19 protein-coding genes are annotated in these 24460 nt (G+C 72.7%); 11 read left to right on the top strand and 8 right to left on the bottom strand.

The window, feature by feature from the left end; genetic code table 11:
- Nucleotides 1-135: 135 nt before the first annotated feature.
- The 4 genes from ilvD to ACRRSS_RS01760 form a co-directional block, all read right to left on the bottom strand.
- On the bottom strand, nt 136-1989 hold the full coding sequence (gene ilvD / locus ACRRSS_RS01775; RefSeq protein ID WP_435969459.1) for a dihydroxy-acid dehydratase: 1854 nt from the start codon (nt 1987-1989) through the stop codon (nt 136-138).
- Between the two features lie 190 nt (nt 1990-2179).
- Nucleotides 2180-2791: a TetR family transcriptional regulator gene (locus ACRRSS_RS01770; protein ID WP_435969458.1), complete on the bottom strand. Its 612-nt coding sequence runs from the start codon at nt 2789-2791 to the stop codon at nt 2180-2182.
- On the bottom strand, nt 2788-3621 hold the full coding sequence (locus ACRRSS_RS01765) for a sugar phosphate isomerase/epimerase family protein (protein ID WP_435969457.1): 834 nt from the start codon (nt 3619-3621) through the stop codon (nt 2788-2790). The genes ACRRSS_RS01770 and ACRRSS_RS01765 overlap by 4 nt, the downstream gene beginning before the upstream one ends.
- Before the next feature lie 293 nt (nt 3622-3914).
- Nucleotides 3915-4847, bottom strand: coding sequence for a Ppx/GppA phosphatase family protein (locus ACRRSS_RS01760; protein WP_435969456.1), 933 nt, complete (start codon nt 4845-4847; stop codon nt 3915-3917).
- A gap of 41 nt (nt 4848-4888) precedes the next feature.
- Between ACRRSS_RS01760 and ACRRSS_RS01755 the strand changes: the two genes are divergently transcribed.
- Nucleotides 4889-5848, top strand: a complete 960-nt coding sequence (locus ACRRSS_RS01755; protein ID WP_435969455.1) for a hypothetical protein — start codon at nt 4889-4891, stop codon at nt 5846-5848.
- Between the two features lie 15 nt (nt 5849-5863).
- Here ACRRSS_RS01755 and ACRRSS_RS01750 read toward each other — a convergent pair whose 3' ends face one another.
- Nucleotides 5864-7663 (bottom strand): BACON domain-containing protein, encoded by a 1800-nt coding sequence (locus tag ACRRSS_RS01750; RefSeq protein ID WP_435969454.1) that lies wholly within the window; start codon nt 7661-7663, stop codon nt 5864-5866.
- 172 nt (nt 7664-7835) lie between these two features.
- On the opposite strand from ACRRSS_RS01750, the gene radA reads away from it, so the two are divergent.
- Together radA and disA are read left to right on the top strand one after the other, a co-directional pair.
- A complete protein-coding gene (gene radA / locus ACRRSS_RS01745) occupies nt 7836-9239 on the top strand; it encodes a DNA repair protein RadA (RefSeq protein WP_435969453.1) in 1404 nt (467 codons plus the stop codon).
- A gap of 452 nt (nt 9240-9691) precedes the next feature.
- Complete coding sequence (gene disA / locus ACRRSS_RS01740; RefSeq protein ID WP_435975223.1) at nt 9692-10750, top strand: DNA integrity scanning diadenylate cyclase DisA; 1059 nt, start codon at nt 9692-9694, stop codon at nt 10748-10750.
- Nucleotides 10751-10765: 15 nt separating this feature from the next.
- Here the strand turns inward: disA and ACRRSS_RS01735 are convergent, their stop codons facing one another.
- Complete coding sequence (locus ACRRSS_RS01735) at nt 10766-11617, bottom strand: hypothetical protein (RefSeq protein ID WP_435969452.1); 852 nt, start codon at nt 11615-11617, stop codon at nt 10766-10768.
- A gap of 248 nt (nt 11618-11865) precedes the next feature.
- Here ACRRSS_RS01735 and ACRRSS_RS01730 point away from each other — a divergent pair, with 248 nt between their 5' ends.
- The 6 genes from ACRRSS_RS01730 to cseC all read left to right on the top strand — a co-directional run bounded on the left by ACRRSS_RS01730 (nt 11866) and on the right by cseC (nt 17560).
- A complete protein-coding gene (locus tag ACRRSS_RS01730; protein ID WP_435969451.1) occupies nt 11866-12537 on the top strand; it encodes a phosphatase PAP2 family protein in 672 nt (223 codons plus the stop codon).
- Between the two features lie 208 nt (nt 12538-12745).
- Nucleotides 12746-13672, top strand: coding sequence for an A/G-specific adenine glycosylase (locus ACRRSS_RS01725; protein WP_435969450.1), 927 nt, complete (start codon nt 12746-12748; stop codon nt 13670-13672).
- 317 nt (nt 13673-13989) lie between these two features.
- On the top strand, nt 13990-14562 hold the full coding sequence (locus ACRRSS_RS01720; protein WP_435969449.1) for a SigE family RNA polymerase sigma factor: 573 nt from the start codon (nt 13990-13992) through the stop codon (nt 14560-14562).
- A complete protein-coding gene (locus ACRRSS_RS01715; RefSeq protein ID WP_435969448.1) occupies nt 14550-15293 on the top strand; it encodes a hypothetical protein in 744 nt (247 codons plus the stop codon). Before ACRRSS_RS01720 ends, ACRRSS_RS01715 begins: the two co-directional genes overlap by 13 nt.
- Nucleotides 15294-15526: 233 nt before the next feature.
- Nucleotides 15527-16231 carry a two-component system response regulator CseB gene (gene cseB, locus ACRRSS_RS01710; RefSeq protein WP_435969447.1) on the top strand — a complete coding sequence of 235 codons (705 nt, stop codon included), beginning with the start codon at nt 15527-15529 and terminating at the stop codon, nt 16229-16231.
- A 12-nt stretch (nt 16232-16243) separates the two neighbouring features.
- Nucleotides 16244-17560: a two-component system sensor histidine kinase CseC gene (gene cseC / locus ACRRSS_RS01705; RefSeq protein WP_435969446.1), complete on the top strand. Its 1317-nt coding sequence runs from the start codon at nt 16244-16246 to the stop codon at nt 17558-17560.
- 231 nt (nt 17561-17791) lie between these two features.
- Here the strand turns inward: cseC and ACRRSS_RS01700 are convergent, their stop codons facing one another.
- The gene (locus ACRRSS_RS01700) at nt 17792-19375 is read right to left on the bottom strand and encodes an MDR family MFS transporter (protein ID WP_435969445.1); all 1584 of its coding nucleotides are present in this window, start codon (nt 19373-19375) and stop codon (nt 17792-17794) included.
- 101 nt (nt 19376-19476) lie between these two features.
- Between ACRRSS_RS01700 and ACRRSS_RS01695 the strand changes: the two genes are divergently transcribed.
- Nucleotides 19477-20031, top strand: a complete 555-nt coding sequence (locus ACRRSS_RS01695) for a TetR/AcrR family transcriptional regulator (RefSeq protein ID WP_435969444.1) — start codon at nt 19477-19479, stop codon at nt 20029-20031.
- Between the two features lie 127 nt (nt 20032-20158).
- On the opposite strand, the gene ACRRSS_RS01690 is transcribed toward ACRRSS_RS01695, so the two are convergent.
- Nucleotides 20159-20863, bottom strand: coding sequence for a M23 family metallopeptidase (locus ACRRSS_RS01690; RefSeq protein ID WP_435969443.1), 705 nt, complete (start codon nt 20861-20863; stop codon nt 20159-20161).
- A gap of 475 nt (nt 20864-21338) precedes the next feature.
- On the opposite strand from ACRRSS_RS01690, the gene ACRRSS_RS01685 reads away from it, so the two are divergent.
- A complete protein-coding gene (locus tag ACRRSS_RS01685; RefSeq protein WP_435969442.1) occupies nt 21339-24383 on the top strand; it encodes an NACHT domain-containing protein in 3045 nt (1014 codons plus the stop codon).
- Nucleotides 24384-24460: the final 77 nt, after the last annotated feature.

Raw genomic sequence — 24460 nt, 5'->3', positions numbered from 1 at the left:
ACGGATCCCGGTGGGCGGTCATGGTGACGTCCGCCGCGTCACCCCCGTACGCATGAGGAACCCCCGTACGCATGAGGAAGGGGAGCGGGCCGTGAGCCCGCTCCCCTCCCCTGGTGTCCGCTGTGCCCTCCGGGCTCAGCCCAGCTTCGTCACGTCCCTGACCGCGCCCTTGTCGGCGCTCGTCGCCATCGCCGCGTAGGCGCGCAGCGCGGCCGACACCTTGCGCTGGCGGTTCCTCGGCTCGTAGACGCCGTTCAGGGCCTCGCGGCGGGCGGCGAGGGTGGCCTCGTCGACCAGCAGCTCGATGGAGCGGTTCGGGATGTCGATGCGGATGCGGTCGCCGTCCTCGACGAGGGCGATCGTGCCGCCCGAGGCCGCCTCGGGCGAGGCGTGGCCGATGGAGAGGCCGGACGTGCCGCCCGAGAAGCGGCCGTCGGTGACGAGCGCGCAGGTCTTGCCCAGGCCGCGGCCCTTGAGGAAGGAGGTCGGGTAGAGCATCTCCTGCATGCCGGGGCCGCCGCGCGGGCCCTCGTAGCGGATGACGACCACGTCGCCGTCGGTGACCTGCTTGTTGAGGATCTTCTCGACGGCCTCGTCCTGGGACTCGCAGACGACGGCCGGGCCCTCGAAGGTCCAGATCGACTCGTCGACGCCGGCCGTCTTCACGACGCAGCCGTCCACGGCCAGGTTGCCGCGCAGGACCGCGAGGCCGCCGTCCTTCGAGTACGCGTGGGCCGCGTCGCGGATGCAGCCGCCGGCCGCGTCCACGTCCAGCGCCTCCCAGCGCTCGGACTGCGAGAAGGCGGTGGCCGAGCGGACGCAGCCGGGGGCCGCGTGGAACAGCTCGACGGCCTCGTCCGTCGGGGAGCCGCCGCGCACGTCCCAGGCGTCCAGCCACTCCTTGATGGAGCGGGAGTGGACGGAGTGGACGTCCTCGTTGAGGAGGCCGGCGCGGTACAGCTCGCCGAGGATGGCGGGGATGCCTCCCGCCCGGTGCACGTCCTCCATGTAGTACGTGCGGTCCTTGGCGACGTTCGGGGCGACCTTGGCCAGGCAGGGAACCCGGCGCGAGACCTCGTCCATGTCGCTGAGGCCGTAGTCGAGCTCGGCCTCCTGGGCGGCGGCGAGCAGGTGCAGGATCGTGTTGGTCGAGCCGCCCATGGCGATGTCCAGGGCCATGGCGTTCTCGAAGGCGGCGCGGGTCGCGACCGCGCGCGGCAGGACGGAGGCGTCGTCCTCGTCGTAGTAGCGACGGGTGATGTCGACGACCGTGCGGGCCGCGTTCTCGTACAGCGCCTTGCGCCCGGTGTGGGTCGCGAGGAGCGAGCCGTTGCCGGGCAGGGAGAGGCCGATCGCCTCGGTCAGGCAGTTCATCGAGTTGGCGGTGAACATGCCGGAACAGGACCCGCAGGTCGGACAGGCGTTCTCCTCGATCCGGAGCATGTCCTCGTCCGAGATCTTCGGGTTCACGGCGTCGGACATCGCGTCGACCAGGTCGAGCGTGCGGACCGTGCCGTCGACGAGGACCGCGCGGCCGGACTCCATCGGGCCGCCGGAGACGAAGACCGTCGGGATGTTGAGGCGCAGAGCGGCCATCAGCATGCCGGGGGTGATCTTGTCGCAGTTGGAGATGCAGATCAGGGCGTCCGCGCAGTGCGCCTCGACCATGTACTCCACGCTGTCCGCGATCAGGTCGCGGGAGGGCAGCGAGTAGAGCATGCCGCCGTGGCCCATCGCGATGCCGTCGTCGACGGCGATCGTGTTGAACTCGCGCGGGATGGCCCCGGCGGCCGTGATGGCCTCGGAGACGATCCGGCCGACGGGCTGGAGGTGGGTGTGGCCCGGGACGAACTCCGTGAAGGAGTTGGCGACCGCGATGATCGGCTTCCGGCCGATGTCCGCGCCGGGTACACCGGAGGCGCGCATCAGGGCGCGTGCACCCGCCATGTTGCGGCCGTGGGTGACTGTGCGGGACCTCAGCTCGGGCATCGTGGCTCGCTCCTCGTGATGGGGGTGCTTGCTTTCGAGCGTACGCCGACGGACCAAGATCTGGACAGCGCGTCCGCATGGCGGACTTGCTGTTCAGCTTTCGGTCAGCGGCCGCCCGGTGGGGCTCAGGCCTCGGCCGGCGGCAGCCCTGTGAGCTCAGGCCTTGGTCGGCGGCCGTCCGGCGGGCCTCTCAGGCCTCCGTCAGGTACCGCTGGAGGGTCGGGGCCACCATCGCCACGATCTTCTCCGGGTCCGCCGAGGCCATCGGCTCGACCTGGATCACGTACCGCATGATCGCGATCCCGATCATGTGCGAGGCCGCCAGCTCCGCCCGGAACTTCGGGTCCGGTACGTCGAGCTCGTCCGCGATCCGCTCCAGGAGCCGCCGCAGCACGAAGGTCCGCAGCACCTTGGCCGCCGCCTCGTGGGTGAGCGCGGAGCGGACGACCGCGAGGAGCGGGGCCCGGCTGACCGGGTTCTCCCAGACCCCGATGAAGAACCGGGCGAGCCGTTCGCCGATGGTCTCGCGCGGACCGCCGACGATCGCCGGGATGACGGTCGCGGGCTCGAAGGAGACCTCGATCGCCGCCGCGAAGACCTCGTCCTTCGTACCGAAGTAGTGGTGGACCAGGGCCGGGTCGACCCCGGCCGCCTTGGCGACGGCGCGCATCGAGGTCTTGTCGTAGCCGCGCTCGGCGAACTGGGCGCGGGCCGCCTCCAGGATGCGGTCGCGCGCGCCCGGTCCGCTCTCCTCCTCGGTACGGGACGGGCGGCCGCGCCGGCGCGGGGCCGGTTCGGTCACGGTCGCGGCACCCGGGACGGGCGGGTCGCCGAGGCGAGGTGGAGCCGGGTGAAGGCCAGGGCCTCCGCGAGATCGGCCTCGCGTTCGGCGGCTGACATCGCGCGGCGGGTGTTGACCTCGATGACGACGTGGCCGTCGAAGCCGGTGAGCGCGAGCCGCTCCAGGAGCTCGGCGCAGGGCTGGGTGCCGCGCCCCGGGACGAGGTGCTCGTCCTTGGCGGACCCCTTGCCGTCGGCGAGGTGGACGTGGCCGAGCCGGTCGCCCATGCGGTCGATCATCGCGAGGGCGTCGGTGCGGGCGGTCGCGGTGTGCGAGAGGTCGACGGTGAAGTGCCGGTAGTCGTCCTTGGTGACGTCCCACTCGGGGGCGTACGCGAGCATCTCGCGGTCCTTGTACCGCCACGGGTACATGTTCTCGACGGCGAACCGCACGTCGGTCTCGTCCGCCATCCGCCAGATGCCGGTGACGAAGTCCTTGGCGTACTGGCGCTGCCAGCGGAACGGCGGGTGCACGACGACCGTCGACGCGCCGAGTCGCTCGGCCGCCGCCCGCGCGCGCCGCAGCTTGACCCACGGGTCGGTCGACCAGACGCGCTGGGTGATGAGGAGGCAGGGGGCGTGCACGGCCAGGATCGGGACCTGGTGGTAGTCGGAGAGCCGGCGCAGTGCCTCGACGTCCTGGCTGACCGGATCGGTCCACACCATGACCTCGACACCGTCGTACCCGAGGCGCGCGGCGATCTCGAAGGCCGTCGCCGTCGACTCCGGATAGACCGAGGCCGTCGACAGGGCGACCTTCGCATCCGGGATGCGCACCACTGGTTCTGCCACGGAGACAGGGTACGGGGCGGGCCGGGGGACAGGGGGGTGGTTCCGGTCACGCCCGCCGGGGCGGTACGGGGCGGCATGGACGCGGGCGCGCCGGGGCGGGGCGGGTCCGCACGCGCGCGCGTGCGGGCCCGGAGATCGCGTGCGGACCCGGAGATGGTGACGAGACCCACACGCGGGCACCGGGGGGGATGGCGAGCCACGCGCGCGGGCGCGCCGCCGTCGGCCACGCGGGGGGAGGCGCCGCCGTCGGCCACGCGCGCGTACTCGGCTCGGCCACGCGCGCGTAGTGGCCCCTACTCCACCGGCAGGTGGTCCAGGCGGCGCAGGATGACGCCCTCGCGCAGGGCCCAGGGGCAGATCTCCAGCTCCTCCACCCCCAGCAGGTCCATCGCGCCCTCCGCGACGAGCGCGCCCGCGAGGAGCTGCGCCGCGCGGCCCTCAGAGACGCCCGGCAGGGCCGCGCGCTCGGGAACGGTCATCCCGGCCAGGCGCGGGACCCACTCCACCAGGGACTTGCGGGTCAGGAGGCGCTGGACGTGGAGGCCCTCCCCCGAGCCGGGGGCGCCGGTGATCCTGGCCAGCTGCTTGAAGGTCTTGGAGGTGGCCACGACGTGGTCGGGGCGGCCGGAGCGACTGAACTCGCCGACCGTACGGGCGATCTGCGCGCGCACATGACGGCGGAGCGCCTTCACGTCCTCGGCGTCGGCCGGGTCGCCCGGCAGCCAGCCGGCGGTCAGGCGGCCCGCGCCGAGCGGCAGGGAGACCGCGGTGTCGGGGTCCTCGTCGATGCCGTACGCGACTTCGAGGGAGCCGCCCCCGATGTCGAGGAGGAGCAGCTTGCCCGCGGACCAGCCGAACCAGCGGCGGGCGGCGAGGAAGGTGAGCCGGGCCTCCTCCTCGCCGGTGAGGACCTGGAGGTCGACCCCGGTCTCGTCCTTCACGCGCGCGAGGACGACGTCGGCGTTGCTGGCCTCGCGGACCGCGGAGGTCGCGAACGGCAGGACCTCCTCGCAGCCCTTGTCCTCGGCGGCGAGGAGCGCGTCCCGGACGGTCGCGATGAGCCGCTCGACGCCGTGCGGCGCGATCGCGCCCCGCTCGTCGAGGAGCTCGGCGAGCCGCAGCTCCGCCTTGTGGGAGTGGGCGGGCAGCGGCCGGGCCCCGGGGTGGGCGTCCACCACCAGGAAGTGCGCCGTGTTCGAACCGACGTCGAGGACTCCGAGTCTCATGGGCGGAACGCTACTGCGCCCACCCGCATACGCTTGGTGTTGTGCCAAAGACGAAGAAGGCGAAGCCGGGCAAAAACAGCGGCGAAGGCAGTGGCGACGACCCGGGTGTGACGGGCGTGACGGCCGACGCGGTCGGTGCGGGCGCCGGGACGGGCGAAACCGGCAAGGCCGGCAAGGCGGCCCGAGGCGCCGGGGCGGCCAAGGCGGACAAGGCCGTGAAGAGCGGCAAGAAGCGGAGCGGGAACGTGGAGCCGGACGAGAAGGGCCTGGACTTCGCGCGCGCGTGGGTCGAGTTTCCCGACCCGGCCGACGAGGAGCAGGTCTTCCGCTGCGACCTGACCTGGCTGACCTCGCGCTGGACGTGTGTCTTCGGCAGCGGCTGCCAGGGCATCCAGGCGGGCCGGGCCGACGACGGCTGTTGCACGTTGGGCGCGCACTTCTCCGACGAGGACGACGAGAAGCGGGTCGCGACGCACGTGGCGCGCCTCACCCCGGAGCTGTGGCAGTTCCACGACGTCGGTACGGAGTCGGGCTGGACGCAGCTCGACGAGGACGGCGACCGGCAGACCCGCCGCTGGCAGGGGTCCTGCATCTTCCAGAACCGTCCCGGCTTCTCGGGCGGCGCGGGCTGCTCGCTGCACATCCTGGCCCTCAAGGAGGGCAAGGAGCCGCTGGAGACCAAGCCGGACGTCTGCTGGCAGCTGCCGGTGCGGCGCACGTACGACTGGATCGACCGGCCGGACGACACCCGGGTCCTCCAGGTGTCGATCGGCGAGTACGACCGCCGGGGCTGGGGTCCGGGCGGCCACGACCTGCACTGGTGGTGCACGTCCGCCACCTCGGCGCACGGGGCGGGCGAGCCGGTCTACGTCTCGTACCGGCCCGAGCTCACCGAGATGATGGGCAAGGAGGCGTACGAGGTCCTGGCCGGGCTCTGCGAGGCGCGGCTCGCCTCGCAGCTGCCGCTGGTCGCCCCGCACCCGGCCGACCCGCAGGTGTAGCCACCGCGATCCGCCTCAGGGGGACGGCGGGGGCGGCTCCTCCGTCGCCGGCGGGGGCGTGGTGGGCTCCGGCGTTCCCGGGTCCGTCGTCGGAGGCTCCTCGGTCGTCGGCGGCGGAGTCGTCGGCTCCGTGGTCGGCGGGGACGTCGGCGGAGTGGTCGGCGGGGTTCCCGGGTCCGTCGTCGGGGGCTCCTCGGTCGTCGGCGGCGGAGTCGTCGGCTCCGTGGTCGGCGGGGACGTCGGCGGAGTGGTCGGTTCGGTCGTCGTCGGCGGACGGGTGATCGGGTCGAGGACGGGTGGCGGTGAGGCCTGCCCGCGCCCGTCGATCCGTACGACGGCGCCCGAGGGGTTCACCCCGATCCGGGCGCTCCAGGCTCCCCGCGGTTCGCGGTCGTGGTCGACGCGGACGGCGATCCTGACCGTCTCGCCGGGGCGGAGCGTGCCGGAGGCCCGGGTCACGTACAGCCAGGGGGCGTCCGTCCACAGCGACCAGTCGACGGGGGTGCCGCCGGAGGCGGTGAGCGTGAGCAGGGTCAGATCGCCGTGGCCGCGTGCGGCGACCGTGATCCAGCCGGGGACGGGCTCGCCGGGCGCGGTGGGTCCCGTGGGGCCGGTGGGACCACCGGGGCTGAGCACCTCCACGGAGACGTCGGGGGCGCGGCTGCCGCGGGTGAAGCGGGGTTCCGGGGTGGTGCGGGCGTTGCCCGTGTTCTCGTACCGGTCGTAGGGGCGGCCGTCCGGGCCCACCGGTTCGTCGGCCTCGCGCGCGCTGATCCGGGAGCCGTCGCGGGCCCCGGTGTCGGCGACCGGGGTGCCCCGGTAGGAGGTCCAGAGGGCGAGAACGGGCGCGGCGACCACGGCCGCGACGACGGTGGTCGTCACCGCGCGGGCCCGGATCCGGTCGCGGCGGGCCACATGGTCCTTCGGGTCCATGGGGAAGCCCGTCGGCGAGAAGCGTGGGGCGCCGGCACGCGCGCGCGGGACGTGCAGCATCGCCATGTACGCGGCGGCCCGGGGTGCCTCGACGAGGGGCAGCCGGGCCTGGGGCAGGGAACCGGTGCCGGGCCAGGGGCCGGTGGCACCCACGCGCTCGGCGGCCTTCCGGCAGCGGGGGCAGTCGTCGACGTGCCGGACGAGTTCGGCGCGCAGCGCGGCCGAGAGGAGCACCTGGTGGTCGCCGGTCAGGCGGGCGACGGTGGGGCAGCTGCCGGTGTCGACGACGGCGAGGGCGGCGCGGGTGCGCTCGACCTCGCAGCCGGCGGTCGCGAGGAGCTCGCGGGCCGCGAGCGGGTCGAGGGAGAGCACGGCGGCGACCTGACGGTGGCTGAGGCCGTGCCGTACGGCCAGCTCCAGGGCCTCGCGCTGCTCGGGGGTGGTACCGGCGGCCTCGGGCCAGGCGAGCAGGGCGAGTTCGGCGCGGCGCCGTTCGGCGGTCTCCTCGGGAACCCGGGGCGGTGCGGGCGCGGTGACGGCGGGGCGCCCGGTGTGGGCGCCCTGGCGCCTGCCGCGCTGCTCGCCGAGGCTGCGCAGACACGCCCAGCGGGCGAGGGCGTACAGCCAGGCCGTACGGCCGTCCTCGTCGGAGGGGCAGCGGCCGTGGTGGCGCTCGGCGACGGCCAGGACGTCGCCGAGGACGGCGGTGGCGGTGTCGTGGTCGCAGAGCACGGAGAGGCAGTACGTGAAGAGGCCGTCGAGGGCGGGCTCGTAGCGTGCGGGGGGCCGCTGGCCGAGCGCGCGCGGTCCGTGGTCCGTGGCGGGGTGCGCCCGGTGTGCGCCGGTGGTGCGTGCGGGGGATTCCAGCCTGCTGCTCGTCACCGGTCGACCGTAGGCAGCGCGGGGAGCGCTTTTCGTACCGGTCGCGTTCTTCTCATTCTTACGGGTGAAGGTATCGCTCGAAAGGGGACAGGAAGCCCGCGTTCCGGGGGTCCGGCGTCACCCTTCCGGGACGCGGGGCCCGCTGTCGGTGGGGGCCGCTACGGTGGGCGACATGGCTGCCCGTACGAAATCGACCAAGGACAGGCCCTCCTACCGCTGCACCGAGTGCGGCTGGCAGACGGCCAAGTGGCTCGGCCGCTGCCCCGAGTGCCAGGCCTGGGGGACGGTCGAGGAGTACGGCGCGCCCGCCGTCCGCACGACCGCGGCGGGCCGGGTGTCCACCGCCGCCCTGCCCATCGGGCAGGTCGACGGCCGGCAGGCGACCGCCCGCTCCACCGGCGTCGACGAGCTGGACCGGGTCCTCGGCGGCGGTCTGGTGCCCGGAGCCGTCGTGCTGCTCGCGGGCGAGCCGGGCGTCGGCAAGTCCACGCTCCTCCTCGACGTGGCGGCCAAGGCGGCGAGCGACGAGCACCGCACGCTCTACGTCACGGGCGAGGAGTCCGCGAGCCAGGTCCGGCTGCGCGCCGACCGGATCAACGCGCTCAGCGACCACCTGTACCTGGCGGCCGAGACCGACCTGTCGGCCGTCCTCGGGCACCTGGACGCCGTGAAGCCCTCGCTGCTGATCATGGACTCGGTGCAGACCGTCGCCTCCCCCGAGATCGACGGCGCGCCCGGTGGCATGGCGCAGGTCCGCGAGGTCGCCGGAGCCCTCATCCGGGCCTCCAAGGAGCGTGGGATGTCCACGCTCCTCGTCGGCCACGTCACCAAGGACGGGGCCATCGCGGGTCCCCGGCTCCTGGAGCACCTGGTCGACGTCGTGCTGAGCTTCGAGGGCGACCGGCACGCGCGGCTCCGTCTGGTCCGGGGCGTGAAGAACCGGTACGGGGCGACCGACGAGGTCGGCTGCTTCGAGCTGCACGACGAGGGCATCACGGGCCTGACCGATCCGTCCGGGCTCTTCCTGACCCGGCGTGACGTGGCGGTGCCCGGTACCTGTCTGACGGTCACCCTGGAGGGCCGCCGTCCGCTCGTCGCCGAGGTCCAGGCGCTGACCGTGGACTCCCAGATCCCCTCCCCGCGCCGGACCGTCTCCGGTCTGGAGACCTCCCGGGTCTCGATGATGCTGGCGGTCCTGGAGCAGCGCGGCCGGATCAGCGCGCTGGGCAAGCGGGACATCTACAGCGCCACCGTGGGCGGTGTGCGGCTCACCGAGCCCGCCGCCGACCTGGCGATCGCGCTCGCGCTCGCCTCGGCGGCGAGCGACACCCCGCTGCCGAAGAACCTGGTGGCGATCGGCGAGGTCGGGCTCGCGGGCGAGGTCCGGCGGGTGACCGGCGTCCAGCGCCGGCTCGCCGAGGCGCACCGGCTGGGCTTCACGCACGCGCTGGTCCCGTCGGACCCGGGGAGGGTTCCGGCGGGCATGAAGGTGACGGAGGTCGCGGACATGGGCGACGCGCTGCGGGTGCTGCCGCGCAGCCGCCGGGCGAAGGCGCCGGCGGACGCGGAGGGGTAGTCGGCGGGGTAGGCGGCGGGGTAGGCGGCGGCCCGAACGGACGGGGCGGCCGGTGGAGGTCGGCCGGGTGCTCCTCCGTAGGTTCGGGAGGCCCGCGGTCGGTGGGCGTCGGCCGGGTGCTTCCGTACCTTCGGGAGGCCCGCGGCCTGTGGGCGCCGGCCGGGCGCTTCCGTACCTTCGGGAAGTCGGGTTCGTGCCCTGCGTGCCGGGCGGGCGGTTCGCTCCGTACGCTTCGCAAAGACGCGGAGGGTTAGCCCCGTGTCGGGGCGGGGACTCCTTTCGGACCACCCGGGACCACCCGGGATCGGTCGGGGGCGGAGGGCGGCGGGGTGGTGTCGCTAGACTTTGCCCTGGTCTCGCCCATCCGTACGAGCCGGAGGAGTGCAGTGGCAGCCAAGGACGGGCCGGCAGGTCCTGGAAAGTCCGGCGCGGGCTCCGGCAACGAAGCGCTGATGCGCGCCGCCCTGAGCGCCGTCGCGCCGGGCACCGCGCTGCGTGACGGCCTGGAGCGGATCCTCCGCGGCAACACGGGCGGTCTCATCGTGCTGGGCCTGGACAAGACGGTCGACTCGATGTGCACCGGCGGTTTCGTGCTGGACGTCGAGTTCGCCGCCACGCGCCTGCGTGAGCTGTGCAAACTCGACGGCGCGCTCGTCGTCGACAAGGACATCACCAAGATCCACCGCGCGGGCGTGCAGCTGGTTCCGGACGCCTCCATCCCCACCGACGAGACCGGCACCCGCCACCGCACGGCGGACCGTGTCTCCAAGCAGTGCAACTTCCCGGTCGTCTCCGTCTCCCAGTCGATGCGTCTGATCGCGCTGTACGTGGACGGCGAGCGACGGGTCCTGGAGGAGTCGGGCACGATCCTGTCCCGCGCGAACCAGGCGCTCGCGACCCTGGAGCGGTACAAGCTCCGGCTCGACGAGGTGGCCGGCACTCTCTCCGCCCTGGAGATCGAGGACCTGGTCACGGTCCGGGACGTCACCGCCGTCGCGCAGCGTCTGGAGATGGTCCGCCGGATCGCCACCGAGATCGCCGAGTACGTGGTCGAGCTCGGTACGGACGGGCGGCTCCTCTCGCTCCAGCTGGACGAGCTGATCGCGGGCGTGGAGCCGGAGCGCGAGCTGGTGATCCGGGACTACGTGCCGGAGCCGACGGCCAAGCGCTCGCGGACGGTGGCGGAGGCGCTCACGGAGCTGGACGCGCTGACCCACACGGAGCTGCTCGAACTGCCGGTCGTGGCGCGTGCCCTGGGGTACAGCGGCTCGCCCGAGACCCTCGACTCGGCGGTCTCGCCGCGCGGCTACCGGCTGCTCGCGAAGGTGCCGAGGCTGCCGGGCGCGATCATCGAGCGGCTCGTGGAGCACTTCGGCGGGCTGCAGAAGCTGCTCGCGGCCAGCGTGGACGATCTCCAGACGGTCGACGGCGTCGGCGAGGCCCGTGCCCGCAGCGTGCGCGAGGGCCTGTCCCGGCTCGCGGAGTCCTCGATCCTGGAGCGGTACGTCTAGGACGCCGCTCCGGGGTCAGTCCTTGGCGAGCGTGAACGAGGCCGGGAGCACCTTCGCGCCCGGCATCGTCGCCTCCACGAGGTAGGTGCCGGGTCCCGCCTGACCGGCCGGGGCGGTGGCGCACCGCGGCGCGCTGCGCCCGCGGTCCCACTCCACGGTGTGGGTGACGGTGGCCCGCGCGGGGATGTGCAGCAGGACCGGATTGCCGGGGCGCGGGCAGTCGGCGGAGGACCAGACCTCGTCGTCCTGCTTGTCACTGATCGTCAGAACCGCGCTGCGGGGCCCGAAGTCGGCCTTGCAGGCGGTGTTCGAGGTGTTCCTGGCGACGAGGTGGAAACGGGGCTTCTCCCCCGTCTCGTAGCTGACCTTGGTGCTGCGGAGCGTCAACTGGAGTGCTCCGGCGGGGCAGTTCGGGAGCGGGGAATCGGCCGGAACCTGCTGTCCCGCACCGACGCCCGCTCCTCCGTCGCCGCCCGCGCCGTCGGTGTCGCCGTTCTTGCCGCCGCCGTCGGTGCCGGCGGTCGTGCCCGCGTCCGCGCCGGCGCCGGTGCCCGACCCCGGGTCCGTACCGCTGCCGCCCGGGCCGCCGCTGCCGCCCGTGGCCTCGCCGGAGTCACCCGACTCGTCGCGTCCGCCGGGCTGTTGGCTGATCGCCGGCCCGGTGCCGGAGGGGCCCGGGGTGATCGACGGTGGTGTGGGGGACGAGCCGTTGGCCGCGTCGTTCGCCTTCTTCCCACCCCCGCCACCCGAGGTGACGGCCCATACGGCGAGGAGTGAGAGAAGCGCCACCAGGCACGCCGCCACCGCCCTCCGTCGCCAGTAGATGGTGGAGGGAAGCGGCCCGACCGGATTGCGCAAAGATCCCACGACCCGAACCTTACGAGAGATCCGGCCCAACTCCCGCCCCACCCGCCGCCCGAGGCATCAAGTTTTGCCGATGATCACATCCCCTCTTTCCGGGAACTTTTCCCGGACCCCCGCCCCGAGCCCCTCGTGACCTCACCTGAAATCGGTGGGAACCGGATCGAATCGCGGGTACCCCCACTTCCGTCGGGGGTCGCTCTGGCCGTTGGCCCGGGGCGGAGCACTCCGGATTCCGGTTAGCGTCGTGCACCATGAACACCCTCCTCGACCTCTCCGACCGGCTGTATCTCGACGTAGCCGACTTCGCCCACTCCACCCCCCACTGGTTCCAGTGGCTGGCCGAGGTCTGGACCGAGGCCGGGCTGCTGCTCTTCGGCGCGCTGTTCCTGGCCGGGTGGTGGCGTTCCCGCGAGGGTTCGAGCCGGGTGATGGCGCTCGCGCTGCTGGCCCCGCTCGCCACCGCGTTCGGATATGTGGTGAGCGAGGGTCTCAAGTCGCTGGTCGACGAGGAACGTCCGTGCCGCGCCGTCGTCGGGGCACCCGTCTCGCTCGTCACCTGCCCGCCGTACGGCGACTGGTCCTTCCCGAGCAACCACTCGGCGATCGCGGGGGCGGCCGCGCTCGCGCTGGCGCTGTCCTGGCGCGGGATGGTCTGGCTGACGGTGCCGATGGCGCTGCTCATGGCGTTCTCGCGGGTCTTCGTCGGCGTGCACTACCCGCACGACGTGACCGTCGGCGTGGTCCTCGGCGGTCTGATCGCCCTCCTCGTCATGAAGGCGGCGGTCCGGCCGGTGGGCGCTCTGGTGGAGACGGCCCGGTCGAGCCGGAGCTCGGCCGTGGTGTGGTGTGCGGGGCGCGGTCCCCGGGCGCACGCCGCGGGGCGCGCCGAGGAGCCGCAGCGCGCACGCCACGGCGCGTACTGACCCCGCTCCGGCACCTGTACGAGACGGTGCGCGCCGATGCCGCCCCGGCGCGCACCACGCGGCGCGTTCGGGCCGCGGCCCGGTACCTCACCACGGCGCGCGCCGAGGCCGCCCCGGCGCGCGCACCACGGCGCGAATCGATCCCACCCCGGCGCCGTGCCACCGCGCTTACGGAACGCGGCGTGGACGTGCCAGGATCGGAGGTGCCATGACTTCCATCGACACTGCCCTCACCCCCGACGCCCCCGCGCTCCCGACGCCCCCCGCCGAGCTGCACGGGCCCGTCCTCGCCTGGTTCGACCGGCACGCCCGCGACCTGCCCTGGCGCCGCCCCGAGGCCGGTGCGTGGGGCGTCATGGTCAGCGAGTTCATGCTCCAGCAGACCCCCGTCGTCCGGGTCCTGCCGGTGTACGAGCAGTGGCTCGCGCGCTGGCCCCGCCCGGCCGACCTGGCCGCCGACGCCTCGGGCGAGGCGGTCCGCGCCTGGGGCCGGCTCGGCTATCCGCGCCGTGCCCTGCGGCTGCACGCGGCGGCCGTGGCCATAAAGGAGCGGCACGGCGGCGACGTTCCGAGCGATCACGGGCAACTGCTGGCGCTGCCCGGCATCGGCGAGTACACGGCGGCGGCGGTGGCCTCGTTCGCGTACGGGCAGCGGCACACGGTCCTGGACACCAATGTGCGCCGGGTCTTCGCCCGGGCGGCGACGGGCGTGCAGTACCCGCCGAACGCGACCACGGCCGCCGAGCGGCGGCTCGCCCGCGCGCTGCTGCCGGAGGACGAGGCGACGGCGTCCCGCTGGGCCGCCGCCTCGATGGAGCTGGGCGCGCTGGTGTGCACGGCGAAGGGCGAGGACTGCGGGCGCTGTCCGATCTCGGGGCAGTGTGCCTGGCTGCTCGCCGGGAAGCCGGCGCACGACGGTCCGCCTCGGCGCGGCCAGACGTACGCCGGAACCGACCGGCAGGTCAGGGGCCGGCTCCTCGCCGTTCTGCGGGAGTCGGCGGACCCGGTGGCGCAGGCGGTCCTGGACACGGTCTGGGACGAGCCGGTGCAGCGGGCCAGGGCGCTGGACGGCCTCGTCGCGGACGGTCTCGTCGAGCCCCTGGACGACGGGTACTACCGGCTGCCCGCGTCCTGAGTCACCGGCCCTCCTGGTGACGGGACCGTGAGCGGCGCCCATGGTCAAGGTCCCGTGAGCGGCGCCCATCGTCACGGTCCCGCGAGCGGCGCCCATCGTCAGCCGTCCGTTACCGGGCGCCCATGGCCAGGCGCCCGTGCCCAGGCGCCCATGGCCGGGCGTCCGCCGCCTCTTCCCCCTTTCCTCCGCTGTTACACAACCGATGGGTAGCCGTGCGTCCACCGACGGCTGCCCCGCACAACCCCGTGACAACCGCTCCGTAGCGTCATCGACGACACGAGGAACGAAGCAGGTCACGGGGTTCGGAGGCGGTTCGGATGAGGCATGGCGAGGTGCTCGATTTCGAGGAGTACGTACGCACGCGGCAGGACGCGCTGCTGCGCAGCGCACGTCGTCTCGTGGCCGACCCCGTCGACGCCCAGGACCTGCTCCAGACCGCCCTCGCCCGGACGTTCGGCCGCTGGGACGGCATCGCCGACAAGTCCCTCGCCGACGCGTACCTCCGCCGGGTCATGATCAACACCCGGACCGAGTGGTGGCGCTCCCGCAAGCTCGAAGAGGTGCCCACCGAGCAGCTGCCCGACGCCTGCGTCGACGACCCGACCGAGCAGCACGCCGACCGGGCCCTCCTCATGGACGTCCTGAAGGTCCTCGCGCCGAAGCAGCGCAGTGTCGTCGTCCTGCGCCACTGGGAACAGATGAGCACGGAGGAGACGGCGGCGGCGCTCGGCATGTCGACGGGTACCGTGAAGTCGACGCTCCACCGCGCGCTCGCCCGGCTCCGCCAGGAGCTGGAGAGCCGTGATCTTGACGCCCGTGCCCTCGGGCGGACCGGAGGGCGGACGACCGTACGAGGCGACGAACGGGGGCGGGAGCGGTGCGCGGCCTAGACGGCGACTCCGAAGGCGTCAGACGGAACGAAGGCGGGGGCGACGAGCGATACGGGACCGGGCGTCATCGTCGTACCGCGAAGGCGGCGAGCATCACGGCGGCGGCCGGGCTCGTCGCCGTCGGGCTGTCCATGGCCGCCTGCTCCAGCGGGGGCACCGGGTCCCGTGACGAGGGCGCGGCCGGCACCCACGAGGTGGCCGCGGCGGCGCCCACCCCCTCCCCCTCGGCCGCGGGGGAGAAGCGGTCCGCCGAGCGGGTGGACCCGATCGCGCTGCTCAAGGCGGACCCGAAGATCGGCGAGCGGCTCAAGACCGATCTGAAGCCCTGCGTCGCGGACGCCTATCCGGTGGACGCCTCCTACGGCAATCTCACCGACGCGCCCTCGCCCGACGTCGTCGTCAACGTGATGACCTGCGGTGACGCGGTCGGCATCGGCACGTACGTCTACCGCAAGCAGAGCGACCGCTACGAGAACGTGTTCATGGCGGAGGAGCCGGCGGTCTACGCCACGATCGACCGCGGCGAGCTCGTCGTCACCAAGCAGGTGTACGCGAAGGGCGACCCGGTCGCGTACCCCTCGGGGGAGGACGTGATCACCTACCGCTGGTCGGGGAACCGCTTCACCCAGCACGACTGGGTGCACAACGACTACAGCCGGGCCGTCGGCGACGGCGGGGTCGACGGCGCCGAGGTCCAGGAGCCCGCGCCGAGCGAGCCGCCCGCGAACTGAGCCGCACCCCGGGTGCCGTACCCCAGAATCCGGACCGCGAGAGCCGGACCCCGGAGACGTCACGACCCCACGAGCCGGAACCCGGAGCCGTACACCACAAGCCGGTCCCCGAGAGCCGTACACCCCGCGCCGGACCCAGAGCCGTACACCCGCGCCCAACCCCAGAGCCGTAGACCACGAGCCGTACACCCCGCGAACGCGGAAGCGGCGCACAGACCCGAAGGGCACGCACGATGGCCGAGACCCATGTCCTCTTCGTCGAGGACGACGACGTCATCCGTGAGGCCACCCAGCTCGCCCTGGAGCGGGACGGCTTCCGGGTCACGGCCATGCCCGACGGCCTCTCCGGCCTCGACGCCTTCCGGGAGCGGCGGCCGGACATCGCCCTGCTCGACGTGATGCTGCCGGGCATGGACGGGGTCAGCCTCTGCCGTCGCATCCGCGACGAGTCGACGGTTCCGGTGATCATGCTGTCCGCGCGCGCCGACTCGATCGACGTCGTCCTCGGCCTGGAGGCCGGAGCCGACGACTACGTCACCAAGCCCTTCGACGGTTCCGTGCTGATGGCCCGTATCCGCGCGGTGCTGCGCCGCTTCGGCCACGCGGGCGGCGCCGGTGCCGGCGAGCGCGGGGAGGGCGGGCCGGACGGCGGCGGGCTCCTCGTCTTCGGCGACCTGGAGGTCGACACCGAGGGCATGGAGGTCCGCAGGGGCGGGGAGCCGGTCGCGCTGACCCCGACCGAGATGCGGCTGCTCCTGGAGTTCTCCTCCGCGCCGGGCACGGTGCTGTCCCGGGACAAGCTCCTGGAGCGGGTCTGGGACTACGGCTGGGGCGGCGACACCCGGGTCGTCGACGTCCATGTGCAGCGGCTGCGCGCCAAGATCGGCCAGGACAGGATCGAGACGGTCCGCGGCTTCGGCTACAAGCTCAAGAACTAGGGCACGTTCCGGATGAAGCTGCTCCCCCTCCGTACCGGGGTCCGCTGGAAGATCGCCGTCGCCATCGCCGCGGTCGGCGCGCTGATCGCGGTCACCCTCAGCGTGGTCGTGCACAACGCCGCCCGCATCTCGATGCTCGACAACGCGCGCGAGGTGCAGATGGAACGGCTCCTCTTCGCGCAGCGCATGTACGAGACGGCGAAGCCCAAGGAACCGCGCTTCGGCACGAAGATCAACGACCCGTCGCTGCCCGCCCAGCTCGACCAGCTGATGCGGGACAAGCGGCGCGGTACGTACGTGCAGGAGCACCGGCACGGCGGGCCGCCCGACGTCTGGGCGGCGGTGCCGCTCGCCAACGGCGACGTGCTCTCGCTGCACATCCCCTTCGCCGACCGCAGCGCGACGATCATGAGCGATCTGGACCGGGCCCTCGTCATCGGCTCGGTCTCGGTGGTCTTCGGCGGCTGCGCGCTCGGGGTGCTCATCGGCGGCCAGCTCTCGCGGCGGCTGCGGAAGGCCGCCGTCGCGGCCGGGCGGGTCGCCCAGGGGAACACGGACGTGCGGGTCAGGGAGGCCGTCGGCGGGGTCGTACGGGACGAGACCGACGACCTGGCATGGGCGGTCGACGCCCTGACCGACGCCCTCAACGAGCGGATCGAGGCCGAGCGGCGGGTCACCGCGGACATCGCGCACGAGCTGCGCACCCCCGTCACCGGGCTGCTCACGGCGGCCGAGCTGCTGCCGCCGGGGCGTCCCACCGAGCTCGTCCGCGACCGGGCGCAGGCCATGCGGACGCTGGTCGAGGACGTCCTGGAGGTGGCCCGGCTGGACAGCGCGTCGGAGCGGGCGGAGCTCCAGGAGATCGCGCTCGGCGAGTTCGTGGAGCGGCGGGTGCGGGTCCTCGACCCCGAGGTGGTCGTCCGGGTCGTCCACGACTCCTGGGTGAACACCGATCCCCGGCGCCTCGAACGCGTCCTGGGCAATCTCCTCGCGAACGCCGCCAAGCACGGCAAGCCGCCGGTGGAGGTCACCGTCGAGGGCCGGGTCGTCCGGGTCCGCGACCACGGTCCCGGCTTCCCCGAGGCGCTCCTCAAGGAGGGCCCGAGCCGGTTCCGTACCGGGACGAGCGACCGGGCGGGCCAGGGCCACGGCCTGGGTCTGACGATCGCGGCCGGCCAGGCGAGGGTCCTCGGCGCCCGGCTGACCTTCCGGAACGTGGCCGCCGAGGGCGCGCCGAACGGGGTCGGCGGCGCCATCGCCGTGCTGTGGCTGCCGGACCACGCGCCGACGAACACGGGGAGCTTCCCGATCCTGCGGCCGCCGGTGTAGGGGCGCGCGGGTGGGCGGACGCGGGTGTACGGACGTGGTGGGCGAACGCGGGAGCACGGACGCGGGTGTACGGACGTGGGGCCTGTCCTGTGCGCAGGACCGGCCCCACTCTCGTGCGCGACGTCGAACCGTCTCGCTCCGTACGCGACGTCCGACCGTCTCGCTCCGTACGCGACGTCCGACCGCCCCGCTCCGTACGCGACGTCCGACCGCCCCGCTCCGTACGCGAGGTCAGACCGTCTCGGCGACCTTCGCCGTGCCGTCGCCCTCGGCCGTCTTCGGGGCCGTCTCCGGTCCGGCGCCGCGGAGCGCCACCTCCTTGACCAGCCAGGCGAGGACGAAGGCGAGGACGGAGACCGCGGCGGCGAGCAGGAAGGCGCCGTGCGTGCCCGAGGCCACCGCGTGCTGGTAGGACTCGCGGAGCGTCGCCGGCAGCTTGGCCAGGCTCGCCGCGTCGAGCTGCGCCGTCCGCTCGGTGAACCCGGAGCCGCCGCGCGCGGTCATCTCGTCCTGGACGCGGCTCGTGAAGAGCGCGCCCATGATCGCGACGCCGAAGGAGGAGCCCAGCGTCCGGAAGAGGGTGGTGGAGGACGAGGCGACGCCCATGTCCTTCATCTCGACGCTGTTCTGCGCGACCAGCATGGTGATCTGCATGAGGAAGCCCATGCCCGCGCCGAGGACGGCCATGTGGACCCCGGAGGTCAGCCGCGAGGTGCCGGTGTCCATCGTGGAGAGCAGGAAGAGGCCGACCGTCATGAGGGCGCCGCCCGCGATCGGGAAGATCTTGTACTTGCCGGTGCTGGTGGTGAAGCGGCCGACGAGCAGCGAGACGACCATCATCGACAACAGCATCGGCAGGAGCAGCAGACCGGAGTTGGTCGCCGAGGCGCCCTGGACGGACTGCTGGAAGATCGGCAGGTAGAGCACCGCGCCGAACATCACGAAGCCGGTGATGAAGCCGATCAGGGACATCAGGGTGAAGTTGCGGCTGCGGAAGATGTGCAGCGGCACGATCGGGTCGCTCGCGCGGGTCTCCACCCACAGGAAGGCGGCGAGCGCGAGGGCTCCGCCGACCGCGAGGGCGACGATGGTGGCCGAGCCCCAGGCGTACTCCGTACCGCCCCAGGTGGTGACGAGGACGATCGCGGTGATGCCGACGGTCAGGAGCGCGGCGCCGAGGAAGTCGACCCGGGTGCCCGTGGCGCGCTGCTTCTTCGGCAGGTGTAGGACGGTGGTGACCATGGCGAGGGCGACGACGCCGAGCGGCAGGTTGATGTAGAAGGACCAGCGCCAGCCCCAGTGGTCGGTGATGGTGCCGCCGACGAGGGGGCCGCCGATCATGGCGAGGGCCATCACGCCGGCCATCATGCCCTGGTACTTGCCGCGCTCACGGGGCGGGATGAGGTCGCCGATGATCGCCATCACGCCGACCATGAGGCCGCCGGCGCCGAGGCCCTGGACGGCACGGAAGCCGATGAGCTGGCCCATGTCCTGGGCCATGCCGCTGAGGGCCGAGCCGATCAGGAAGATCACGATCGAGGTGAGGAAGACGCCCTTGCGGCCGAACATGTCGCCGAACTTGCCCCAGAGGGGGGTGGAGGCGGCAGTGGCCAGGGTGTAGGCGGTGACGACCCAGGAGAGGTGCTCCAGGCCGCCGAGCTCACCGACGATCGTCGGCATCGCGGTGCCGATGATCATGTTGTCCAGCATCGCGAGGAGCATCGCGATCATCAGGGCGAGAAGGACGACGCGGACGCTGCGTGGCTGCTGCTCCGATTCCCCCCGCGCCGGCTTCTCTGTCGCTTGCGTCGCCATACTCTTCCCTTACTTGCCGCCCGGCTAGTTACTAGACTGGGGACGGTAGACCCGTAACTTGCCGGTCGTCAAGTAAGTTCTGTGGAAAGTGGAGGGCAGTCATGTCCCGAGGCAACACCCGCCAGCGCATCCAGGACGTGGCGCTCGACCTCTTCGCCGAGCAGGGCTACGAGAAGACCTCCCTGCGCGAGATCGCGGAACGCCTCGACGTCACCAAGGCGGCGCTCTACTACCACTTCAAGACCAAGGAAGACATCCTCGTCGGGATCTTCGAGGACCTGACCCGACCCATGGACGAGCTGATCACCTGGGCCCAGGAGCAGCCCCGCACCCTGGAGACCAGGCGGGAGGTGCTGCGCCGCTACCAGGTGGCGCTGCGCGCGGCGGCCCCCCTCTTCCGCTTCATGCAGGAGAACCAGGCCACGGTCCGCGAACTCAGCGTCGGCCTCACCTTCAAGGAACGCATGATCACGCTGACCGGCCTGGTCCAGGAGCCGGACTTCCCGATGGCGGACAGGGTCCGCTGCGTCAGCGCGATCTTCACCCTGCACGCGGGCACGTTCTTCATGGAGAACATCGAGGGCGACCCCGAGGAGAAGCACAGGGCCACCCTCGAGGTCGCCCTCGATCTGCTGAATCAGGCCCACGGGGCCTGATCCGGCGTCGTATTCAGTTGGTGCCGACCGAAGGGGTCACGCGGCCGGTGCCGACCGAGCGGTCACCCGGCCGGTGCCGACCGGAAGGGGTCACGCGGCCGGTGCCGACCGGAAGGGGTCACGCGGCTCAGATGGAGACGCCGTGGGACCGCAGGAAGGCGGCCGGGTTGACGGCGGAGCCGTAGTTCGGGGTCGTACGGATCTCGAAGTGCAGGTGGGGGCCGGAGGAGTTGCCGGTGTTGCCCGAGAGGGCGATCTGCTGACCGGCCATGACCTTCTGGCCGAGCTTGGCCTTGATCTTCGACAGGTGGGCGTACTGCGAGTACGTGCCGTTGGCGTGCTTGACGACGATCGCGTTGCCGTACGCGGGGCCGTCGCCGCCGCCGTTCGGGCCGGCCTTCACGACGGTGCCCGCACCCGCGGCCTTGACCGGGGTGCCGACCGGGACGGCGAAGTCCTGGCCGGAGTGCTTGTGGGCCCACATGGCGCCGCCCTGGTTGTAGCTGGCGGACAGCGTGTAGGCGGAGACCGGCTTGACCCACGCCGGGGCCTTCTTGGCCGCGACCGGCTTGACGGTGACCTTCTTGACCGCGGCGACCTTCTTGGCGGCCGTGGCCTTCGCGGCGGCGGCCTTCACCTGAGCGGCGACGTGGGCCTGGGCGTCGGCCTGCGCGGCGACGGCGGCGGACGCGGACACCGCGACAGGGGCGGCGACGGCCTTGCCCTCGGCGGCGAAGGCGGACCCAGCTCCGGTCACCATCGTCGCTCCCAGGCCGGCGGCGGCGAGAGCGACGACGGTGACACGGGCGGCGGGGTTCATGCGCTTCGACATACGGGGGAAACCTCCGGGAAGTACGGGACCCGTCGCGAACGGTGCTCCGCGGCGGGCTTGCTCATCCTTGGTAACCCGGACCCCCGGCCAGCCCAAAACACCCCATCTACGACATCACGTCGTAGCGATCTCCATAGAAGTTCAGCCCTTGACGACTCCGGAGGCCCCCTTCGAAATCGGACATACCGGCATAAGAGAACCGGTTTATCCGCATGTCATGAGGTGCCGGAACCGCGTAAAACGCCATCTGGCGTCCGGTTCGGGAGGGTCGGGGACCAAAGTCCCGACGGTTCGGGCCTGAACGTCCCGATTCACCACCAAAGGTCGCCACTATTCCGCCTAGTACCGCCCGAAACCCCTGTGCGCCTTGTCACCAGGCACCGGCCGCCCATGGGATCTGGGTCACTCGACCGAGCCACCCGGAAGGCCGTCCCGCACTACGCTGACCGCTTCGGGGACCCACGGGGGGACACATATGGAACCGGCACTCATCGGCGCGCGCCTCGCCTCCGCCGCGATCGGCCCACTTTTGAAGAAACTGCTGGTCAGCGAGGGCCCGGGGGCGGGTCTGACGGGCTCGTCGAGCACCGTGCGCCTCTCCTCCCTCGTCTCCTTCCGCGGTGAGAAGCGCACGCTGACGGAGAAGGACGTACGGAAGCTGGCGGCGGCGCTGGTGGAGCGGTCGCTCGACCCGAGGGGAGAGGCTCCCTTCCCCCACGACGAGACCGAGGCCGTCACCGACACCCTCGCGCGGACCCTCCTCGCCCTCGGCGACCTCGACATGGACGACGTGCAGGCGGTCCGCCTCGGCCACACCGCCCTCGCCCGCGGCCTGCGCGCGGCCGCCCCGGCCCCCGACGGCCTCGCGTCCGACTCCCTCCTCTACCTGGAGTCGATGACGGAGTGGGCCTGCCTCCACATCCTGGAGTTCTTCACCCGGCGCTCCACCTTCGTGGCCCGCAGCCTGGTCGAGCAGACCCGAGGCCAGGCCGAGCTGATCGCGAAGGTCGACGAGGCCCTCCGCCGGGTGCCGCGCCAGGACACCCGGGACGCGGAGTTCGAGCGGCGCTACCTGGCCCACCTCGCGAAGAAGCACGGCCGCCTCACCATCTACGGCGTGGACCTCCGGGACGCACCGGAGAAGTGGCCGCTGGACGTGGCGTACCTGTCGCTGGAGACGACGGGCGGGCCATGGCACGAGCGGACGGACGTCTCGCCCCTCCTGGACACGATGCGGGCGCGGGCGGACAGGCGGGCCCCCGCCGCCCCTGGCGAGGTCGCCTGGTTCTCCAGCACCCCCTTTGCCGACGTCCCCCGGAGCGACCTCCTCGGCGGCCGCGCCGACCAGGTCCTCGCCCGGCACGAGAAGGTGCTCCTGCGCGGAGCGGCCGGTTCCGGCAAGACGACCCTCGTCCAGTGGCTGGCGGTCTCCGCCGCACGCGAGGACGCCACCGGCGGACACAGGAACGCCGACGGCATGGCGTACCTCCACGACCGCGTCCCCTTCGTCCTCCCCCTCCGCGCCCTCACCCGCCACGGCGAGCGCCTCCCCACCCCCGACCGATTCCTCTCCGCCGCCGGCTGCCCGCTCACCCCGCCCGACGGCTGGACCGACCGGGTCCTCGCCGCCGGGCGCGGCCTGGTCCTCGTCGACGGCATCGACGAGATCCCCGAGGCCGAGCGCGACCGGGCGCGCCGCTGGCTCCGCGACCTCCTCGACTCCTACGAGGGCAACCGCTGGCTCGTGACCTCCCGCCCGACCGCCGTACGCGACGACTGGCTCGCTCCGGACGGCTTCGCCGAGCTGACCCTCGCCCCGATGTCCCCCACCGAGGTCGCCACCTTCGTCCGCCGCTGGCACCGGGCGGCGGGGCCCGAGGCGGCCCCGTACGAACAGCCCCTCCTCGATGCCCTGCGCACGACGGCGGACGTCGCCCAGCTCGCCACCAACCCGCTGATGTGCGGCCTGATCTGCGCCCTCCACCACGGACGGCGCGGGTTCCTGCCGCGCGGCCGCAAGGCGCTGTACGACGCGGCGCTCTCGCTGCTGCTCTCGCGCCGGGACCGCGAGCGGGACATGGGGACCCCTTACGGGATCGAGCTGGGGGACGCCCCGCAGATCCAGCTGATCCAGCGCCTCGCCTACTGGCTGACGCTCAACGGCCGCACGACGATGGACCGCGCGCACGCGGAGTCGGTCGTACGGGAGACGGTGCCGGCGATCACGGAGGCGGCCGGGTACGAGGCGGGCGCGGTCTTCACGCACCTGCTCCACCGCAGCGGCCTGCTGCGCGAGCCGACCGCGGACACCGTCGACTTCGTCCACCGCACCTTCCAGGACTACCTGGCGGCGAAGGCGCTCGTGGACCGGTGGGACATCGGGGTCCTGGTCCGACACGCGGCGGACGACCAGTGGGAGGACGTCATCCGCATGGCCGTGGGACACGCGCGGCCCCGCGAGTGCGCCGAGATCTTCGAGGAGCTCCTGAAGGCGGCGGACGCGGCACCGGACCGCCGCACGCAGCTCCGCGTGCTGGTGGTGGCGGCGACGGCCCTGGACCACGCGACAGAGGTGGCACCGGAGATCCGGGAGCGGATTCTGGCGCGGACGGGAGAAGTGATTCCGCCGCGCGACCCGGAGGAGGCGCGGGAGCTGGCGTCGGTCGGACGGGCGGTCCTGGACCTGCTGCCGGGGCCGGAGGGTCTGGATGACAAGGCGGCGCTGGGGGTGACGACCACGGCGACCCACGTCACGGACGACGCGGCCCTGCCGTATCTCGCCCGGTTCGCGGATCACACCTCCTTGAGCGTCCGCTCCCAGCTGATGTGGGGGTGGTCGCGGTTCGAGACCGTGCGGTACGCGGAAGAGATCATCGCCCGACTCGACCCGACCCGGCTCAACTTCACGCTCGGGTCGGACGAGCAGGCCGCCGAGATCGTACGCCTCGGAATGCGCCCGACAAGGCTCGACCTACGGGCCGGCCTGACACACGACGGCATGGCCCTGCTGCGCGAGACGATCGAAGGCGCGCAGCACCTCCGGGTCGTGGGGAGCCTCGTCGGGCTCCTGAGCCCCTTCCTTGCCCGGAACCAGCTCAAGGGCCTGACACTGTCCGGGCGCCCCGATGAGGGACTCGGCTTCCTCCGTCACCTGCCTGGCCTGACTTCGCTGGACATCAGCGGTTCCGTGCATCTGTCCGAGGAGGACTGGGACGCGATGGCCGCCATGAACGAGCTCGGAGATCTCTTCGTGAGCGCGAGGGGCATGAGAAGCGTCCCGGAGTCGCTGAGGTTGCCGCGGACGACGTTCCTGACCCTGACCGGCAGGGGCACGTCCGTGCCGCTGGACGCCGTTCCACGGGCCTTCCCTGGCCTGAACCATCTGTTCCTTCTGGGCGACACCGAGGCGGTAGACCTCACACCCCTGGCGTCCCTGCCTCAACTCTCCATGGTGATCGCCCTCGGCGCCCAGGTCACCGGCACCGAACACCTCGCCCCCACCGTCACGGTCCGCACCTGACCCGCACGCGAGAGGGGCGGCCCCGGAACCGTCAGGTTCCGGGGCCGCCCCTCATCGCTCAGTCACGCCCGTCGGAC

This window comes from Streptomyces sp. Qhu_M48, from assembly GCF_051305195.1.
Classification (GTDB): Bacteria; Actinomycetota; Actinomycetes; order Streptomycetales; family Streptomycetaceae; genus Streptomyces.
The sequence above is the reverse complement of the archived record's forward strand: the minus strand, read 5'-3'. Positions and strand labels throughout refer to the sequence as shown.

Excerpts from the sequence above, each read along its gene's own strand:
- cseB (WP_435969447.1), top strand. The coding sequence starts at position 15,527 with ATGGCCGAGACCCATGTCCTCTTCGTCGAGGACGACGACGTCATCCGT.
- ACRRSS_RS01685 (WP_435969442.1), top strand. The coding sequence starts at position 21,339 with ATGGAACCGGCACTCATCGGCGCGCGCCTCGCCTCCGCCGCGATCGGC.
- cseC (WP_435969446.1), top strand. The coding sequence starts at position 16,244 with ATGAAGCTGCTCCCCCTCCGTACCGGGGTCCGCTGGAAGATCGCCGTC.
- ACRRSS_RS01730 (WP_435969451.1), top strand. The coding sequence starts at position 11,866 with ATGAACACCCTCCTCGACCTCTCCGACCGGCTGTATCTCGACGTAGCC.
- ACRRSS_RS01760 (WP_435969456.1), bottom strand. The coding sequence starts at position 4,847 with ATGAGACTCGGAGTCCTCGACGTCGGTTCGAACACGGCGCACTTCCTG.
- ilvD (WP_435969459.1), bottom strand. The coding sequence starts at position 1,989 with ATGCCCGAGCTGAGGTCCCGCACAGTCACCCACGGCCGCAACATGGCG.
- disA (WP_435975223.1), top strand. The coding sequence starts at position 9,692 with ATGCGCGCCGCCCTGAGCGCCGTCGCGCCGGGCACCGCGCTGCGTGAC.
- ACRRSS_RS01725 (WP_435969450.1), top strand. The coding sequence starts at position 12,746 with ATGACTTCCATCGACACTGCCCTCACCCCCGACGCCCCCGCGCTCCCG.
- radA (WP_435969453.1), top strand. The coding sequence starts at position 7,836 with ATGGCTGCCCGTACGAAATCGACCAAGGACAGGCCCTCCTACCGCTGC.
- ACRRSS_RS01690 (WP_435969443.1), bottom strand. The coding sequence starts at position 20,863 with ATGTCGAAGCGCATGAACCCCGCCGCCCGTGTCACCGTCGTCGCTCTC.
- ACRRSS_RS01695 (WP_435969444.1), top strand. The coding sequence starts at position 19,477 with ATGTCCCGAGGCAACACCCGCCAGCGCATCCAGGACGTGGCGCTCGAC.
- ACRRSS_RS01700 (WP_435969445.1), bottom strand. The coding sequence starts at position 19,375 with ATGGCGACGCAAGCGACAGAGAAGCCGGCGCGGGGGGAATCGGAGCAG.
- ACRRSS_RS01720 (WP_435969449.1), top strand. The coding sequence starts at position 13,990 with ATGAGGCATGGCGAGGTGCTCGATTTCGAGGAGTACGTACGCACGCGG.